15 protein-coding genes, 1 other RNA gene and 1 riboswitch are annotated in these 16,839 nt (G+C 38.0%); of the genes, 14 read left to right on the top strand and 2 right to left on the bottom strand.

Annotated elements, in window-relative coordinates; translation table 11 throughout:
- Positions 1 to 11: 11 nt before the first annotated feature.
- Entirely contained in the window at positions 12 to 635 is a 624-nt protein-coding gene (gene recU, locus AC625_RS14550; RefSeq protein WP_049681925.1) for a Holliday junction resolvase RecU, read from the bottom strand.
- Between the two features lie 1,236 nt (positions 636 to 1,871).
- Between recU and AC625_RS14545 the strand changes: the two genes are divergently transcribed.
- From AC625_RS14545 to AC625_RS25950, 3 genes are all read left to right on the top strand, one after another.
- The gene (locus AC625_RS14545) at positions 1,872 to 2,147 is read left to right on the top strand and encodes a hypothetical protein (RefSeq protein WP_049681924.1); all 276 of its coding nucleotides are present in this window, start codon (positions 1,872 to 1,874) and stop codon (positions 2,145 to 2,147) included.
- Between the two features lie 465 nt (positions 2,148 to 2,612).
- A complete protein-coding gene (locus AC625_RS14540; RefSeq protein WP_049681923.1) occupies positions 2,613 to 2,981 on the top strand; it encodes a YppE family protein in 369 nt (122 codons plus the stop codon).
- Between the two features lie 78 nt (positions 2,982 to 3,059).
- A complete protein-coding gene (locus AC625_RS25950; RefSeq protein WP_245645013.1) occupies positions 3,060 to 3,623 on the top strand; it encodes a YppG family protein in 564 nt (187 codons plus the stop codon).
- An 86-nt stretch (positions 3,624 to 3,709) separates the two neighbouring features.
- On the opposite strand, the gene AC625_RS14530 is transcribed toward AC625_RS25950, so the two are convergent.
- Positions 3,710 to 4,171 carry an Hsp20/alpha crystallin family protein gene (locus tag AC625_RS14530; protein ID WP_049681922.1) on the bottom strand — a complete coding sequence of 154 codons (462 nt, stop codon included), beginning with the start codon at positions 4,169 to 4,171 and terminating at the stop codon, positions 3,710 to 3,712.
- Positions 4,172 to 4,538: 367 nt separating this feature from the next.
- Here AC625_RS14530 and AC625_RS14525 point away from each other — a divergent pair, with 367 nt between their 5' ends.
- From AC625_RS14525 to AC625_RS14485, 11 genes are all read left to right on the top strand, one after another.
- The gene (locus tag AC625_RS14525) at positions 4,539 to 5,294 is read left to right on the top strand and encodes an alpha/beta fold hydrolase (RefSeq protein WP_049681921.1); all 756 of its coding nucleotides are present in this window, start codon (positions 4,539 to 4,541) and stop codon (positions 5,292 to 5,294) included.
- Between the two features lie 95 nt (positions 5,295 to 5,389).
- Positions 5,390 to 7,654 carry a DEAD/DEAH box helicase gene (locus AC625_RS14520; protein WP_049681920.1) on the top strand — a complete coding sequence of 755 codons (2,265 nt, stop codon included), beginning with the start codon at positions 5,390 to 5,392 and terminating at the stop codon, positions 7,652 to 7,654.
- A gap of 205 nt (positions 7,655 to 7,859) precedes the next feature.
- Positions 7,860 to 9,155, top strand: a complete 1,296-nt coding sequence (locus tag AC625_RS14515; RefSeq protein ID WP_425415453.1) for a ribonuclease H-like domain-containing protein — start codon at positions 7,860 to 7,862, stop codon at positions 9,153 to 9,155.
- Positions 9,156 to 9,624: 469 nt separating this feature from the next.
- The gene (locus tag AC625_RS28620) at positions 9,625 to 10,164 is read left to right on the top strand and encodes a CotD family spore coat protein (RefSeq protein WP_425415452.1); all 540 of its coding nucleotides are present in this window, start codon (positions 9,625 to 9,627) and stop codon (positions 10,162 to 10,164) included.
- Positions 10,165 to 10,283: 119 nt separating this feature from the next.
- Positions 10,284 to 10,829, top strand: a complete 546-nt coding sequence (locus tag AC625_RS14505) for an SLOG family protein (protein ID WP_049681918.1) — start codon at positions 10,284 to 10,286, stop codon at positions 10,827 to 10,829.
- A gap of 108 nt (positions 10,830 to 10,937) precedes the next feature.
- Positions 10,938 to 11,249: a cell division regulator GpsB gene (gpsB, locus tag AC625_RS14500; RefSeq protein ID WP_049683754.1), complete on the top strand. Its 312-nt coding sequence runs from the start codon at positions 10,938 to 10,940 to the stop codon at positions 11,247 to 11,249.
- A gap of 182 nt (positions 11,250 to 11,431) precedes the next feature.
- Positions 11,432 to 11,824, top strand: an RNA gene (gene rnpB, locus AC625_RS25945) — RNase P RNA component class B.
- Between the two features lie 343 nt (positions 11,825 to 12,167).
- On the top strand, positions 12,168 to 12,377 hold the full coding sequence (locus AC625_RS28615) for an EAL domain-containing protein (protein WP_082191121.1): 210 nt from the start codon (positions 12,168 to 12,170) through the stop codon (positions 12,375 to 12,377).
- 125 nt (positions 12,378 to 12,502) lie between these two features.
- The gene (locus AC625_RS14495) at positions 12,503 to 13,654 is read left to right on the top strand and encodes a THUMP domain-containing class I SAM-dependent RNA methyltransferase (RefSeq protein ID WP_049681917.1); all 1,152 of its coding nucleotides are present in this window, start codon (positions 12,503 to 12,505) and stop codon (positions 13,652 to 13,654) included.
- Between the two features lie 203 nt (positions 13,655 to 13,857).
- The gene (locus AC625_RS14490; RefSeq protein ID WP_028391509.1) at positions 13,858 to 14,058 is read left to right on the top strand and encodes a cold-shock protein; all 201 of its coding nucleotides are present in this window, start codon (positions 13,858 to 13,860) and stop codon (positions 14,056 to 14,058) included.
- A 399-nt stretch (positions 14,059 to 14,457) separates the two neighbouring features.
- The gene (locus AC625_RS14485; protein ID WP_049681916.1) at positions 14,458 to 16,374 is read left to right on the top strand and encodes an ATP-dependent DNA helicase; all 1,917 of its coding nucleotides are present in this window, start codon (positions 14,458 to 14,460) and stop codon (positions 16,372 to 16,374) included.
- 209 nt (positions 16,375 to 16,583) lie between these two features.
- Positions 16,584 to 16,685: riboswitch (purine riboswitch) on the top strand.
- Positions 16,686 to 16,839: the final 154 nt, after the last annotated feature.

The raw sequence follows: 16,839 nt of genomic DNA, 5'->3' as shown, positions 1-16,839 counted from the left end.
TAACCTACCTTTCATAATGAACCATTAGGAAATAATCCTAAGATGGAATCTATTACTTTAATATAGTCAATCCTAGGATGAAAGCCGAGTGAAATTTGTTTTGAACAAGATTCCACCTCTGTTTTCGTAATTGATTTTCTTCCGCCTTCAATCATTCGGTTCCAGAATTTTGTTAAATGTTCTGATTCCATTAAGTAAATTTCATCAGTTTTAGAAAACCGGATAATGACGAAAGCAATCCCACCTTGTTGGGCAATGCTTTCCATATGCCGGATTTGATGTTCGTGAAAATTCTTAAGTGGAAACGAGGTTGGATTTTGTGTTTCCTTCGCCTCGAAATCTAAATGCTTACCCTTGTACACTCCATTATAATCCGTAGTAGATGCTTGTTTGAAATAGGCTTCTTTTATCACGGCTGCACTCCGTTTTGGATAATGAACATCGACAATTTGAATAGGAGTAGGCTTCTTATGGACGATAGCTATGCCATTTGCTACATAATATTCGTTCGTATCGTTTAAATCATCCTCCAACGTTTTCCCTCGATTGCTGAAGCTGCTTTTTTTGATGGAACGTTGAATGGCTTCCGAGTTTTTAGAAACATATTTACGCCCATTGGGGTAATGAAAAGCCACGTGAATTCCCCCTTATTTTTCACTTATCATATAATAGCAAAAAAAAATGTGAAGTAGTGAATAAAATGATCTTTTTCTTTTCAATCTAACTATGTATTTTATCACATTTAGGTGTAATTGGGTAATGAGATAAGGCTAGATTCACTGATTAATACTTTCAAATACAATAAAACAGAACTAAGAAAAGCAAATAAGGAAAATATCATAAGAACAATAGCTTTGAAGCATTCTTAAATTTTTTGGAAATCAGTGGCTGTTATTTTAAGTGATCCGCATAATTTTTATAAATGAGTTTTGATGTCTAGTATAAGCAGCTTAACCCCTTTATGGTCTAGCTTGTGTGCTTAGCTTGCTGTGAAAAAGATGATTACGAAAAGTCGACAAAAATCACCTTCATCGTTCACTCCCTATTTTTTTACAAGTAGCCTAAAGTGCTTGTACTTTTTTAATTATGGATATCAGAAGTTTCTTCTGGGATTAATGTAAATAATTTGAAGTATTTTTAGGAGTAGACAAGGAGCAACCAAAAGTGGTTGGAAAATTAAATAATAATATTGGACTGGTATGTAAATAAACGGTTGTCCTAAACTAAAGGGTCAGTTACTACCAACACTATATACAGTTCAAAATGAATGTGTATACCAGTATAAACCGGGGAGTAGTGTTAGAGGCAGACCAGTTTAGGACAGCCGCTTTTAGAGGATGTTCAAAAAGTTCGGTAAAAAAGCTTGCGAATTGCATCAAAGCTCATGAATGACCTTCTGTTAAGATCCGAGCACGTCCTGTGCGTAACACAGAAGTCCGCACTTCCTGTGCAAGTCCGGTCCTCACGCATTCCTGCATACGCGAAAGGTTTGAGACGATCATACCTCAAACTTCTCGGCTCTTTTTATCCTCCTTTTTGAACACTCACTTTTACAAACTTATTCTGCTTTTTTAGGTAGAAGGGCGATCAGGTCCGGTTAATTTCGGGTTTCCGATAGCCGCTTTTGTATTCCTGTTCTTTTCATTTTGCTTTTTTTGTTGTTCTTTACTCTCATTTGTCGTCATGAATTAACACCTCCTCCTCCTAGTTTTATCTCAATTTGTCCACTCATTCATAAGATTTGTCGAAAGTTTAAAAAATCCCCCTTTATTGCACTTTCTTTGACGATTTACTTCTAGTTTTGTCAGATGTGAAGGGCTTTTAGCAAAAACAAAGAATACTACATGTCAAAGGTATAGGGAGGGAATTGTATGGGAATCAAACATGTAGATGTAGAAGAAATTCTCGGGTTAATGGAAGAAATCAATGAGCATTTAGAAACTTTAGAAACAACATTATCTGTTTCCTTTGCCACGGAACGCAACAAGCTATGGACTAACCAGCATCACATGGTCGATTCCGCCAGTATGAAAGTAAATGAAGCAGAAGCTAAATGGTTGTTGATGCAGAATGAACATACAGTTCTAAGTGATACGGATAAGAATCGGAAAGGGATTCTTTCAATGAATCCTGAGCTAGGGTTTTAAATGACGAATGAAGTTAACAAATCCGGCAGCTAAGCTGTACGGGTTCTTTTTTTGCAAAAATGTTTTATAATTTGGTTATAGGGGATGTTCAAAAAGTCCGGTAAAAAAGCTTGCGAATTGCATCAAAGCTCATGAATGACCTTCTGTTAAGATTGCGTACGTTCTGTGAGCAACACAGAAGTCCGCACATCCTGTGCAAGTCCGGACCTCACGTATTCCTGCATACGCGAAAGGTTTGAGACGATCGCTCGCAGAACTTCTCGGCTCTTTTTATCCTCCTTTTTGAACACTCACTTAATAGAGGATGTTCAAAAAAATGAGGGAAATAACGGTTGAATTTTTTCAAAGCTCTATTTCTTTAGTTATTGCGGATTACCTGTATGGGCGTAGACTATAGAGCCAAACATTTCTCGAAATACTCGTTCCTTTTTGAATACACACTTAAACATAAAAATGGAGGTTTATATGCTGGATAAGATATATATGGAAACACTTACCGTCCAATTATTACAGTTCACTGAAAAAGCGGATAAAATATATGAATCAGTTAGGGAAGAAGGAAAAGAAAGGGATTTTTATCGTGAGGTGAAACCATTTGTTGATGAAGTGGACGCTGTTTTAAAATTATGGACACCTAACATGAGAGAATGGATGAAAGCAGAAGAATTTACCCACTTGTTCCCACAGCAAATTGAGCAAACAGCAAACAATCTTGCTGATGTAGTCGTACAAGCCTTCTTTCCGAAAACAAGCTATAAACGATTTAAAAGTCATATTCAATCGGTACGTTTTATTCTGCAAAATGTTTTAACAGAGATTCAACACAAATTGTAACTGATTGATCGGGTTCTCACCAAATACACTTACGACACATATAATAGATCAGCTAATGACTTAATGGGGGGAGTATACATGAACACGTGGGGGTCCTACTATGAATGGGATCACAGAAATAATGGAGCCTATTTTAATGAGATGAATGGTTATGTGAATGGGTATCATATGCAGCAGCCTTCCTACCAGCCTCATCCTCAATACGTACAGGTACCAGGGCAGCATGCGACTGGACATATGCCTCAGCATGCTCAAAACCCATATCAGATGGCTTCCTATCATCCTTTTATGCAACATCCCCAGCCAAGCGAGCCGGTCTCCGGCTATTATGGACAGCATCCAATGCAGTTCTACCAACAGCCAGCACAGGGGATTAATCTATTTGAAAATCCATTATCTAAAGCAAAAAAAAAGAATGGGCAAATGAATACAAACATTCAGGCTGGTTCCAATCCGTACCCTAAGCAGCAATTTATGCAAAAGCAGCAGCCGACAGGAGTTAAATCGATGCTCAATCAATTTAAAACACAAGATGGATCAATGGATTTAAATAAAATGGTGAATACAGCAGGACAGATGATGAATACGGTAAATCAAGTATCTTCGATGATCAAAGGGGTCGGCGGTATTTTCAAAGCGTAAATATGAAGGGGCAGATTCTACCGATTATCGACTTGAACGGTAAAATCTGCCCCTTTTAATATTATAAAAAAAGAAACCGAAATAAGTTAGTCATTGACTTTAATTGATTTACCTCTGATTTTTGGTATGGTCAGACGAAGGATACCGTCTCGATGGTGAGCAGTCACTCTTTGTTCATCGATTGGTTTGGACAAGCTAATTGTTCTTGTAAGGGAGGTTGATTGTCTTTTTCGTGCTGAAAGAAACTCTTTTTTTTCAACGGATTGCTGTTTGTCTTTGAGAATTCGAATCGTGACAGTCTGAGGTAAGATTTCTATATCAATATCGTTTCTACGGATTCCTGGCAAGGAAGCGCTGACGAAATAATCATTTGCTGTTTCTTCCACATCTACCGGAAAGCTTCCAGAAGAAACAGATCCAAAAAAGTCATTCATTGATTGGAGCATTCCCTTTGCCGGTTTATCACTAAAAAGTCGATCCATTTTATTCAAGAAGTCGTGAACACCTTCATGGGGTAATGATTTTTTTCTTTTTTCAAAGTCAGTCATGGTTGAAACTCCTTTCGCTTTTTGGAGTAAATCCCCAATTGGTGAGATACAGTGAAACTTACCGCGAGTTAGGCAGAGGTAAAGTTTTGAGGCCCACAGGATGTGGATCACACAGACGAAGACATGAAGACGTGGCGTACTTAGTCTGTGATTCACTGAACCTTAGTTCGTAGTGTTGATTTTTAATATAGCGACAGCAGATCGGACTAGCCATCAGTATGGGATGAAAAAACCACTGGTGGGTTTCACTTTATTATTAGCCTATGTATTTCGGTCTAACTTTGTGTCAGAACTTTGTACGAAATGGTTTAGTGAAAGGTGAAAAGGGAAGAAATGAATAGGGACAAAAAAGGAATGAGGAATAATAATGAGAGAAGTAAGCAAGCTTTCATATCTAGACATAGGAGAGGGTAATCCAATACTTCTGCTTCACGGATTTTGTGGAAATAAAGAATATTGGCAAGAAATTGTACCATTATTGCAGTCACATCGCCGTGTTATTGCAGTTGATTTGAGTGGTCATGGTGATTCGAGGATAGTGGATGGGGAGTACACTATTGAGGGGTACGCAGAGGAAATTTACCAATTGATTGAACAACTTTCACTTTCGAAGGTTTATTTAATAGGTCACTCACTTGGAGGGTATATAACGCTTGCTTTTGCAGAAACATACCCAGAAAAATTAGCGGGAATTGCCATCGTGCACTCTACTGCATTTCCGGATGATGAAAAAGGAAAAGCAGGAAGAGATGCTTCCATACAAAAAATCAATAATGAAGGCATTGCAGCGTTTGTAGATGGTCTCATACCAAAATTATTTGCAGAAGACGATCATGTTGGCATTCAGATTGCCAAGGAAATTGGCTATAAAACGAATCCTAAAGGAGCAATATTCGCTCTTAATGCAATGCGCGACAGACCTGATCGAAATCATGTACTTAAAAATATCGACCTCCCTATACTGCTCGTTGCTGGAGAAAAAGATCGTGTGATTTCTCCAGAAAAAACTTTTTCCGTTTCGACTCCTTATACACAGGAATTGCTGCTTAAGAATAGCGGTCATATGGGAATGCTTGAAGATCCAGTGAAATTAGCTTCCGAACTTATTAGTTTTACCGAATAAAATAGTCATGTAAAATATCATTCCATTTTAAAGGAATGATATTTTGCTTTTTTATCGAACGCTTATTCGGTAATATAGAAGAATGAGGTGGTTTTATGAAACTGAGAAAAAATTTACAAGAAATCATGGCTGAATTAAAAAGTAGTGAAGAATATAAGCATAATATTGCCCACTGGCAGACAATTGAGGCGAAATTAGCAAAATCAGCACCTTTTCCAGCTCGTATGCATGAAAAGCTTCGGGCTGCATTAGTAAAACGAGGAATTCATAATCTGTATACCCACCAAGCAACAGCTTTTGATGTAGCGGTTGAAGGGGGGAGCTTAGTTGCCGTTACTCCTACTGCTTCTGGTAAAACGCTTTGTTACAATCTTCCTGTTCTGCAATCTATTCTGGAAAATGAAAAAACGCGTGCGCTTTATATTTTTCCAACGAAGGCACTTAGTTATGATCAAAAGAGTGAACTCCATGAAATGATTAACGAAATGGATGCTGCAATTAATAGCTATACGTATGATGGTGATACACCTTCAAACATTCGTCAAAAAATCCGGCAAGCAGGACATATTGTTATTACGAATCCTGATATGCTACATTCAGGGATATTGCCTCACCATACAAAGTGGGTATCGCTGTTTGAAAATTTGAAATATGTCATCATTGATGAATTGCATATATACCGCGGTGTGTTTGGTAGTCATATGGCGAATGTAATTCGAAGACTAAAGCGAATCTGTGCATTTTATGGAAGTGATCCTTTGTTTATTTGCACGTCGGCGACCATTGCCAACCCACTTGAACTTGCCGAGGAGTTGACGGAAAAAGAAATGAAGCTCGTCGATAATAATGGGGCTCCAAGCGGAAGGAAGCATTTTGTTTTTTATAATCCTCCGGTTGTCAATAAACCGTTAAATATTAGAAAAAGTGTGGTGCTAGAAGCAAGAAAGCTTGCTCTTGAGTTCCTTTCCAACAAAATTCAAACAATTGTGTTTGCGAAAAGCCGTGTCCGAGTGGAGATTCTGTTAACCTATTTGCAGGAGCTAGTGGCGAAACAGCTAGGACCGAAATCGATTCGTGGATATCGCGGTGGGTATCTACCAAAGCAGCGCCGTGAGATTGAAAAAGGGCTCCGAGACGGATCCATTTACGGAGTTGTTAGTACGAATGCATTGGAACTTGGGGTGGATATTGGGCAATTACAGGTATGTATTATGACCGGTTATCCTGGTTCAATTGCAAGTGCTTGGCAGCAAGCGGGAAGAGCAGGACGACGACACGGTGAAGCCTTGATCATCATGGTTGGCAGCTCGAACGCCCTTGATCAGTATATCGTCCAACATCCCGAGTATTTTTTTACGAGAAATCCCGAAACGGCACGCATTAATCCTGATAATCTCGTCATTCTTGTTGATCATTTGAAATGTGCCGCGTATGAACTTCCGTTTAAAAAAGGCGACTTATTTGGTAAGAATGACGTTTTAGATGTGTTGGAATTTTTAACGGAGGAGAGAGTGCTTCATCAAAATGGAGACAAATGGTATTGGATGAATGATGCTTTTCCAGCTCACAATATCAGTCTGCGATCTGCTTCACAAGAAAATGTAGTCATCATTGATCAAACAGATTCACCCAATCATCAAGTTATCGGTGAAATGGATACATTTAGCGCTATGACGTTGCTTCATGATGAAGCGATTTATTTGCACCAGGGTACCCAATATCAGGTAGAAGATCTTGACTGGGAGGAAAAGAAGGCATATGTAAGTGAAGTGAATGTTGATTATTATACAGATGCTAATCTTGCTGTACAGCTTTCTGTGTTGGAAATTGATAAGCAAAAGCTGTTTGCGCAAACAGAAGCGACCTACGGTGATGTATCAGTCAGAGCGATGGCAACTATTTTTAAAAAAATTAAATTCGAAACGCATGAAAATATCGGGTCAGGGCCCATCACACTACCAGAATCTGAACTGCATACAAATGGTGCAATGCTATCGATCAATCATGATGCATTTGACTGGGATGACAATCGAATGGAACAAGGCCTGATTGGTGCATCACACGCATTAAATTTCATGGTCCCGCTATTTGTCATGTGCGACCCGAATGATATTCACGTATATCCACAAGTGAAAGCAGCCCATAATGAAAAACCGACCATTTTTATCTATGATAAATATCCTGGTGGTGTCGGTTTAAGTGACAAGGTCTATCAAAATGCCGAGACTATCCTTAAAGAAACGCAAAAGATGATCGAACGCTGCCATTGTGAAAATGGCTGCCCATCCTGCATAGGAACAGACACGGCATCATCCACTGCTAAAAGAGATGCTGTGAATGTGTTGAAAATATTCCGTTAAAGAGGTTGTTCAAAAAGTCCGGTAAAAAAGCTTGTGAATTGTGTCATCGCTCATGAATGATCTTTTGTTAAAATCGCGCACGTCCTGTGTAAGTCCGGTCCTCACGTATTACTGTATACGTGAAAGGTTTGAGACGATCGCTCGCAGAACTTCTCGGCTCTTTTTATCTCCTTTTTGAATACGCATTTAAATGTTGTAAATAGAGGTGCTTGAATTGTCATTAAAAAATAAATTAAATCGCATGAAGACACATATGGATTTACAGGATTCCGAGAAAAAAGGAAGTCCGGTTGAAGGCGCTAAAAAGCAGCTTCATGAAAAAAGTGAAGGGCATCTAGAGCTGCCATTTGCTGAAAAATGGCAGCAATTCGATACACTTCCGTATAAGTTTGATGAATCTTATTGTTGGATAAGAGAGGTTCGTTATCCCATTGAAATGAAACATGGCCACTACTCGTTTGCAGATTTACACACTGTCATTGATTTGTGGCAGAAAAGTGGATTGAATCATCCGTTAACTGCTTCAGGAATCGGAACAGAGGATTTATTTTTCTTTGATACAGAAACAACTGGTCTTGGTGGCGGAGTTGGGAATACCATTTTCATCCTCGGGTATGCAAGCGTTGAAAAAGATGAAGTTGTTGTTCGGCAACATATTTTGCCCCAGCCTGGAGCTGAGATCCCACTGTATCAGAGTTTCTTAGAAAAAGTGAATTATGAAACGCTTGTTACGTATAATGGCAAATCATTTGATTGGCCTCAATTAAAAACAAGACATAGACTTATTCAACAGCATGTACCGAACTTACCAGAATTCGGACATTTTGACCTATATCATGCCTCGAGAAGACTTTGGAAACGTAAATTAGAAAAAGTGAAACTATCGATTGTCGAAACTGAAATTCTAGGGTTTAAGAGAGAAAATGATATCCCGGGATACTTAGCGCCGATGATTTATTTTGATTATGTAGAACGCCAAGATCCGGAAATATTATTTGGTGTTCTGAAACATAATGAATGGGATGTTCTTTCTTTAATCACTTTGTATATTCATCTTTCACGACAAATTCTCCAAGTTGATGGATATGGGGATGAGTCACTTGAGATGGCACGCTGGTTCCATTATCTTGGAAAAAAAGAGGCGGCATATAAAACATTCGAACTTGTGGTCAAAGAAGGTTCTGAAGATGAAATCCTATTTGCCAAACAGGCCCTAGGCTTTGCAAAAAAGAAAAATAAAAACTTTAATGAAGCGTATTCGATCTGGAGAGAGGTTTTTGAGAAAGGGAATGGCATGTTAAAAGTTGAAGCGGGTATTGAATGTGCGAAATTACTGGAACACCAATTTAAAGATTATGAACTAGCAAAAAAATATACAGCAGATGCGATGGATACACTCTCAGGTTTATCTAAATATAAAGATACTTTGATTGTAAATGAGTTGACGAAACGCCTATTACGACTGCAGAGGAAATTACAGGTTGATTCGAATATCCTTTAAAGTGCGTGTTCAAAAAGGAGGATAAAAAGAGCCGAGAAGTTTTGTGAGCGATCGTCTCTAACTTTTCACGTATATCGGAATACGTGAGGACCGGAGAGGCAGAGCTTTGCTACAATTCGCAAGCTTTTTTACCGGCCTTTTTGAACAACCTCTTAAAGTAGAAAAATGATAAAAATTTCCTATTTTTATATGATAAGAAATAATTGTAGCAGTGCCTTAAAGCGTGTAATATTGAATGCGGATGGAAAGTCCTAAAATATGATAAATGAGGTCGTATGGGAGATGTACAAAGCAATTTTATTTTTGTTTTTCGTTGTCTTATGTTTAACTGCATTTATATTTTCTACTTTTGGAGATTCGTTCTATACCTTTTTATTATAAATTAGGTTTTTGACTAGTACATGAACCCTCCTTTTATCATAGTCTGTAATTGAAAGCAATACTTTGATGAAAGGGGACAAAAAAAACGATGGAATACTCTAAAAAACATGTCGACTATCACAAAAATGTCGACTATCATAAAACAGTGGTAGGTGCAAAACATGGTTGTGGTCACAAAGTAATGGGCGCACATACAGGTCCAGCATACTCTCCAGCAGTTATGGGCGCACATACAGGTCCAGTATACTCTCCGGCAGTTATGGGTGCTGCAGTTGGGCCGGCAACTCCAGCACCTTATCCTTATGTTGGTGGTGCCCAGATGGGACCGGGTTATCCAGCTCCTGGATATGGCGCAAGTCCAGTAATGCCGACAGATATTGCACCAGCTCAAGTATCACCAACGACAAACACAGTCAATACCAATGTAATGAAGACGATTGTACCTCATATCCACCCGTCTCATAATACAACGGTTAATAAGCATGTATTTCAGCATCAACACTATTTTCCTCACTCCAATTCAGTTGTAAACGAATGCTATAACCAACAATTAATTTGTTGTGGACCGCCACCGATGCCGCCGTTTAATCCGTGCTGTGGACCAAGACCAAGACCATTCGGTTTTTAACAAATAGAACAAGGGCCTATACTTGCCCTTGTTTCTTTTTAATATAAATAAGGAAGAGGAGTGCTAAGAACAGGAAAGATGTTATACTAAATAATAGTATTAATGATGGGGAGAATAAAATGAAAGTTCTATACATAACAGGCTATAAGGCCTATGAATATGGTATTTTCAAAAAGGATCATCAAGGTATAAAATATATAAAGAAGGTACTAAAACAACGATTACTATCATTCATTGATGAAGGATTGGAATGGGTCATTATTTCTGGACAGCTTGGAACAGAGCTTTGGGCTGCTGAGGTCGTTTTTGAATGTCAGCAGGAATATGCTGTAAAGCTTGCGGTGATTACGCCATACTTAAACCAAGAAGAGTCATGGAACGAGGAAAATCGTGAATTTTATCAATCGATTATAGCCAAAGCAGATCTAGTGGAATCCATTTACAAAAGCCCGTATGAAGGCCCAAGTCAATTAAAAATGAAAAATGTCTTTATGGTTCGCAAAAGTGATGGTATGATGATAATTTATGATGAAGAAAAAGAGGGCTCTCCTAAATTTGCAATGGCTGAAGCGAAGAAGTATAGGCTAGACTATGACTATTCGATCTACCCTATCACATTTGATGATCTTGAACAAATAGCTACGGAAGAGCAATGGTCTGATTAATGCCTGTAATACCTTAGTTTGTTTTATAAAGTTTCATTGACAAATCAAGGTTTTTTTGAAAAAATAAATGAAAAGTCGATGTATGGAGAAAGTGTAGAGGTGAGTCTTATGCTATCTGATAAGATAAAATTGACTGGAAAAGATATTTTGGAAAAAGATTTCAAAACGGCAATGCGTGGATATAAACCTGAAGATGTGGATCAATTCTTAGATGTTGTTATTAAGGATTATGAAGCATTCTATCAGGAAATTGAAGATTTAAAGCAAGAAAATCTAAAACTGCGAAAACAATCTGAAGATCAAGTTAAGCGCCAGAGCCAAACAAACACTGGGCCTATGCCTGGAACAACGAACTTCGATATTCTTAAAAGATTATCGAACTTGGAAAAGCATGTATTCGGCAGCAAACTATATGATTGATTAAATTGCTGTTAGATGTGATTTTTCACTCATTTATGAGAAAACAGTTTTTTAAGATTTGAAGCTGGAATAAGGTCGGGAAATCAACAGAACATCCCCTTTATGTATCATTACCCAACATGAGTAATATTTCCTACTTGCCAACTAGCGAAAAATAGTGTAAGATAAATTCTTGTGTAATGACGTTCGGGTAATTGCTGCAGTTTCTTAACTGTAGAGGAAAGTCCATGCTCGCACAGACTGAGATGTTTGTAGTGTTCGTGCCTGGTGAAAAAATAAGCCACGGCAGCAGGATACATCCTGCTGACGGCCGGGAAAATGCCTAAGTCCTTTAAGGATATGGCATGAATACCTATAAAAGTGCCACAGTGACGTAGCCTTTTCAGAAATGAAAAGGGTGGAACGCGGTAAACCCCACGAGCGAGAAACCCAAATTAATGGTAGGGGCGCTTTCTTCCTTGGAAATGAACAAGGAGAAGGACAGAGGCTACTGCCTCTGTAGATAGATGATTACCACCTAAGTACGAGATGAATAATCGCTTGCAGTACTACGGTACAAAACATGGCTTACAGGACGTCATCATACAAAACAAAGCTCTCCTTATTTAATGAGGAGAGCTTTGTTTTTTTTTTTTAGGCTATTTTCTAAAAGTAGGTTTTTGAAAATCATTCGCTTTATATAATTCATGTTTTGATAGGTGCGATTTAAATTGAATCACGCACAATCTATGATGATAAAATTCATATTGCACATTCTAATTTCAAACAACCTCGAGATGCTGTATACTTTGCTAGTGAATTGATAAAAGTGGTAAGGGGATCTTTTTTTTATAAATCAATCAAGAAATTTCACAACGACAAGTGTGGGAATCGTATTATATCCGTTTGATGGAACTAACAGGGAAACACTGCTTATGAATATCAAGTTGGAAAGAAACTACACGTAAATTAGTGACATTGAGACAATTAGGCATTAAACTATCTATTGATGACTTTGGAGTGAGTTGTTTGGCGGTAATAGAGTTAAGTTGTCTTCCGATTGACACATTGAAAATGGACCAAAGTTTTATCTGTCATTTACATATGTATATCGATGATATCGCTGTTGTAAATACATTCTTTCGATGACTAAGACCCTTAATGTAATATGGTTGATGAAAGTGTGAGAAATAAGAAGAATGTACGATAACTCAAGGATGCTAGATCTCTAGGTAGTTCAATCCTGAGTTGCTAATAGGAAAGCTGGTGTAAATATGAAACAATTTGATATTATCGCTACTTCGGCAATGGGACTTGAGGCTGTTGTAGCTAAGGAAGTTCGCGCCCTCGGTTATGAGTGTGAAGTAGAGAATGGAAAAATCTTGTACAAAGGTGATGCGACTGCGATTGCTAGATCTAACTTATGGCTCCGGAGTGCTGACCGAATCAAAATAAAAATTGGCGAATTCAAGGCGACTACTTTTGATCAATTATTTGAAAAAACGAAGGCGTTGAACTGGGAGGATTATCTCCCTGAGGATGCGGAATTTCCTGTAAGTGGAAAATCTGTTAAATCCACTTTGTTTAGCGTGTCGGATTGTCAAGCAATTGTAAAAAAAGCGATTGTTGATAGAATGAAAAAACATTATAAAAAAACAACATGGTTTGAGGAAAATGGTGCGTTGTTTAAAATTGAAGTATCAATCCTAAAAGATATCGTTACACTAAGTTTAGACACGAGTGGTCCTGGACTTCACAGACGAGGGTACCGGACAGACCAAGGTGAAGCGCCGTTGAAAGAAACCCTTGCTGCGGCACTTGTGATGCTGACTAATTGGTACCCTGACAAGCCGTTTATCGATCCGTTTTGTGGTTCTGGAACGATTCCAATCGAAGCGGCTTTAATCGGTCAAAATATCGCTCCAGGATTCAATCGGGACTTTGTTTCAGAAAGCTGGAACTGGTTTGATCGGAAAGTGTGGGATACAGCAAGAATGGAAGCAGAAGACCTTGCGAAATACGATCAACCACTTGATATTGAAGGCTATGATATCGATCACCGGATGATTGAAATTGCCAAAGCAAATAGCTTTGAAGCTGGTTTTGGCGATCTAATTTCTTTTAAGCAAATGCAAGTAAGTGATCTAACGACGCGCAAGGAATATGGAGTGATTGTCGGCAATCCTCCATATGGAGAACGCCTAGGAGAAAAAGAACAGGTCGAAGAAATTTACAGAGGGATGGGTCAAGCGTTTAAAAAACTTGATACATGGTCCATCTATATGATTACTTCACATCCTGAATTCGAAACGTACTATGGAAAACAAGCAACGAAAAAGCGCAAGCTGTTTAATGGATTTATTCGAACAGATTATTATCAGTACTGGGGAAAACGCCCACCAAAGCTGCCTAGAACACAAGAATAAGCGTAAAAGAATGTCGGGTAGCTGGTGAACAAGTACTTATTTTCTGTTTTAAGCTTGCTTTATTTAGGGCTATCTGTTATTCTAATAAAGAATTATTTTTGTTCGATATGAAAGAAATAGCTGTTGTATGACGCGTTATCTTTATTATCATCAGGGCAAGGATAGTAATACAATGTGTGCTATCACACTAGGAGGCAACAACAATGGAACAAGGTAAAGTAAAATGGTTTAACGCAGAAAAAGGTTTTGGATTTATCGAACGTGAAGGCGGAGACGACGTATTCGTACATTTCTCAGCTATTCAAGGTGAAGGATTCAAATCTCTTGATGAAGGTCAAGAAGTTACTTTCGAAGTAGAACAAGGTCAACGTGGACCCCAAGCTACTAACGTAAACAAAGCATAATAAGATTGATCATATATAAACAGGCTCCCTTTCTTGGGGGCCTGTTTTCATCTGGAATGAACTATCTTTTAGTTAAAATCATACCATGTTGCCTTAGTAATATCTTGACGATGAACGAGAAATAAAGGATAATGTAGTTTTGTAGATAAAATGAATGCTAACCAGCAGTATTTAAAAGCTATCACCTGCTAGTTGGTTAAATGAGGATAAAAGTAATGACAGGTTTATCACCCTTTTCGTTATGAATCATATAAATGAACAGAAATTTTACAATGGAAGATTTAAACCTTTATGAGCATGAAACGCATAGAGGAAGATCATTCTTTAATATAAACATAAAATGTCTAGCAATGGCACCTTGCCTAAGGAGCTTTCGCTTTTCTTATTAGGAGGAAATTGATGATTCAGTCGCTGCCTTTTCCAATAACAAAAGAAGATTCATTTTACGATAAGCTTTCTGAGTGGATAGGGGATGTTTTTTATGACATCTTACCAGAGAAAGGCTTTGAATTAAGAGATGAACAAATTTTTATGGCTTTTCAATTAGAGAAAGCTTTTAAAGAAAAACAAGTGATGTTTGCTGAAGCAGGAGTGGGTACTGGAAAGACTCTAGCTTACTTGCTTTATGCAATTTGTTATGCGCGCTATACGAATAAACCCGCAATCATTTCTTGTGCTGATGAAACACTCATCGAGCAATTAGTGAAAGAAGAAGGGGATATTCAGAAAATTAAAGAAGCCCTTGGATTAACGGTCGATGTACGCTTAGCGAAATATCATGATCAATACCTATGTCTTAAAAAGTTGGAACATGCTGTTAATACGGTGGATTCAGAAGGAATTGATCAGGTTTATGATTCTCTGCCTAAATTCGTACATGGTAATGAGTCAATGTCTGCCTATACGGCATATGGTGATCGTAAGCAATACCCGTACCTAAACGATGAAGAATGGTCACAGGTAGGCTGGGATCAGCTGCAAAATTGTTTTAGTTGTGATGTGAGACATCGCTGTGGTCAGACGCTTTCACGTGACCATTATCGTAAATCCAGCGATTTAATCATTTGTTCCCATGATTTCTTTATGGAGCATACTTGGACAAAAGAAAAGCGAAAACGCGAAGGACAGCTACCATTATTACCTGAATACAGCTGTGTCGTTTTTGATGAAGGTCATTTATTGGAGTATTCTGCTCAAAAAGCACTCACATATAAAATTGGTGAGGCGACTTTAGCTACCGTACTAGAGGCACTTATAGCGAATGAAGTTCGGGAAGAAACGCTTTATATGATAGAAGATTTAATCGATATGAGTGAAAATTTCTTTGCTGTCCTACATGAACAATCGGTCCCTGTTACCGGTTCAAACCGCTCTGAAATACCAGCATCGAACGAAATTCATTCATTAGCAGTTAAACTTCATAAAAAAGTAGAAGAACTTGAGGAAAGTCTTGTATTTGAAGCAGAGCTTTATACGATTAATGAATATGACTTGAAGGTGACGGAAGAGTATTTAGAGCAATTGAACTATTCCCTTTCATTATTCGTCAAAAATGAACAAGCGATCACATGGTTTGAGCAAACTGAAAATAGTAAAACATTGGTCATTATGCCTAGACTTGTTCAAGAAATTCTTTCTGAAGAAGTGTTCTCGAAGAAGATTCCTTATATTTTCTCGTCAGCAACACTTTCCAATGATGGTTCATTTGATTATATTGCAGACAGTTTAGGGATTAAGGATTCTAGTCATTTTTCAGTTTCTTCCCCATTTGAATATGATGAAGTGATGGATATTAAGTTGCCAGTTTTTTCAACAGACGACGCTGATGCCAAGCTAACTTATACTCTTAACAGTATAAAAGAAGCGGAAGGCAGGACTCTAGTACTTTTCAAATCAAAAGAAGAACTTCAGTGGTTTAAGAAGCGGACTGAATCATCTCCTTATTCATTCTATTTTGAAGGGGATATAGAAATTAGCGAGCTGGTAAAGAAATTTCAAGAGGAGGAAACTTCTGTTCTGTTCTCTTACCATCTGTGGGAAGGCTTGGATGTACCGGGAGATTCATTAAAGAATGTCGTCATCTTTTCCCTCCCGTATCCGCCACATGATCCTGTATTTCAGGCGAAACGCTCTGCTTGTGCTAATCCGTTTGAACAAGTAGATTTACCGTATATGCTTTTGCGTTTGAGACAAGGTATTGGCCGATTAATTCGTACAGGTGAAGATTCAGGTACTGTTCATATTCTTACAGAGAAAAGTCTGTCAAGATCGACTCTTGATAAAGTCATTTCTGTTTTACCAACCTCATTAAAGTAATTAATCAACCATGAGTGTCGGTGGATTTCTAGATTAAATATGGTAACAAATTGTTTAAATGATAAACATAAAGGTAGTTAGGTTGTGGGCAAATACCTTACGGGGATTTTGTGGATGAAATGTGAAGGTTTTGCAGTATTCAATCATTAACAAAAAAAAGTAAATTATTTCTGTTCAAATCTAATTACAGCTGATATAATTATATTACAATAAAAATATACAGCAACACTCATATAATCGCAGGGATATGGCCTGCAAGTTTCTACCGGATTACCGTAAATAATCTGACTATGAGTGAGTCATATATACTTGATGCTAATCATGCGGTCGGTTCTATTTGTATTTTTACCTGCCCATGTAATGCCCAAGGATGATTGTCTCACTCTAATTTTCAGAGTCAGGTAATGATCCTTGGGCTTTTTATATTCTAAAATAACAAGGGTGATGAGTGGAAAGATCATGATG

The organism is Peribacillus loiseleuriae, assembly GCF_001183985.1.
GTDB lineage: Bacteria > Bacillota > Bacilli > Bacillales > DSM-1321 > Peribacillus > Peribacillus loiseleuriae.
The sequence above is the reverse complement of the archived record's forward strand: the minus strand, read 5'-3'. Positions and strand labels throughout refer to the sequence as shown.

Coding starts and splice junctions, on each gene's coding strand:
- gpsB (WP_049683754.1), top strand. CDS start 10,938: ATGCTATCTGATAAGATAAAATTGACTGGAAAAGATATTTTGGAAAAA.
- AC625_RS14490 (WP_028391509.1), top strand. CDS start 13,858: ATGGAACAAGGTAAAGTAAAATGGTTTAACGCAGAAAAAGGTTTTGGA.
- AC625_RS14545 (WP_049681924.1), top strand. CDS start 1,872: ATGGGAATCAAACATGTAGATGTAGAAGAAATTCTCGGGTTAATGGAA.
- AC625_RS14505 (WP_049681918.1), top strand. CDS start 10,284: ATGAAAGTTCTATACATAACAGGCTATAAGGCCTATGAATATGGTATT.
- AC625_RS25950 (WP_245645013.1), top strand. CDS start 3,060: ATGAACACGTGGGGGTCCTACTATGAATGGGATCACAGAAATAATGGA.
- AC625_RS14485 (WP_049681916.1), top strand. CDS start 14,458: ATGATTCAGTCGCTGCCTTTTCCAATAACAAAAGAAGATTCATTTTAC.
- AC625_RS28620 (WP_425415452.1), top strand. CDS start 9,625: ATGGAATACTCTAAAAAACATGTCGACTATCACAAAAATGTCGACTAT.
- AC625_RS14525 (WP_049681921.1), top strand. CDS start 4,539: ATGAGAGAAGTAAGCAAGCTTTCATATCTAGACATAGGAGAGGGTAAT.
- AC625_RS14530 (WP_049681922.1), bottom strand. CDS start 4,171: ATGACTGACTTTGAAAAAAGAAAAAAATCATTACCCCATGAAGGTGTT.
- AC625_RS14520 (WP_049681920.1), top strand. CDS start 5,390: ATGAAACTGAGAAAAAATTTACAAGAAATCATGGCTGAATTAAAAAGT.
- AC625_RS14540 (WP_049681923.1), top strand. CDS start 2,613: ATGCTGGATAAGATATATATGGAAACACTTACCGTCCAATTATTACAG.
- AC625_RS14495 (WP_049681917.1), top strand. CDS start 12,503: ATGAAACAATTTGATATTATCGCTACTTCGGCAATGGGACTTGAGGCT.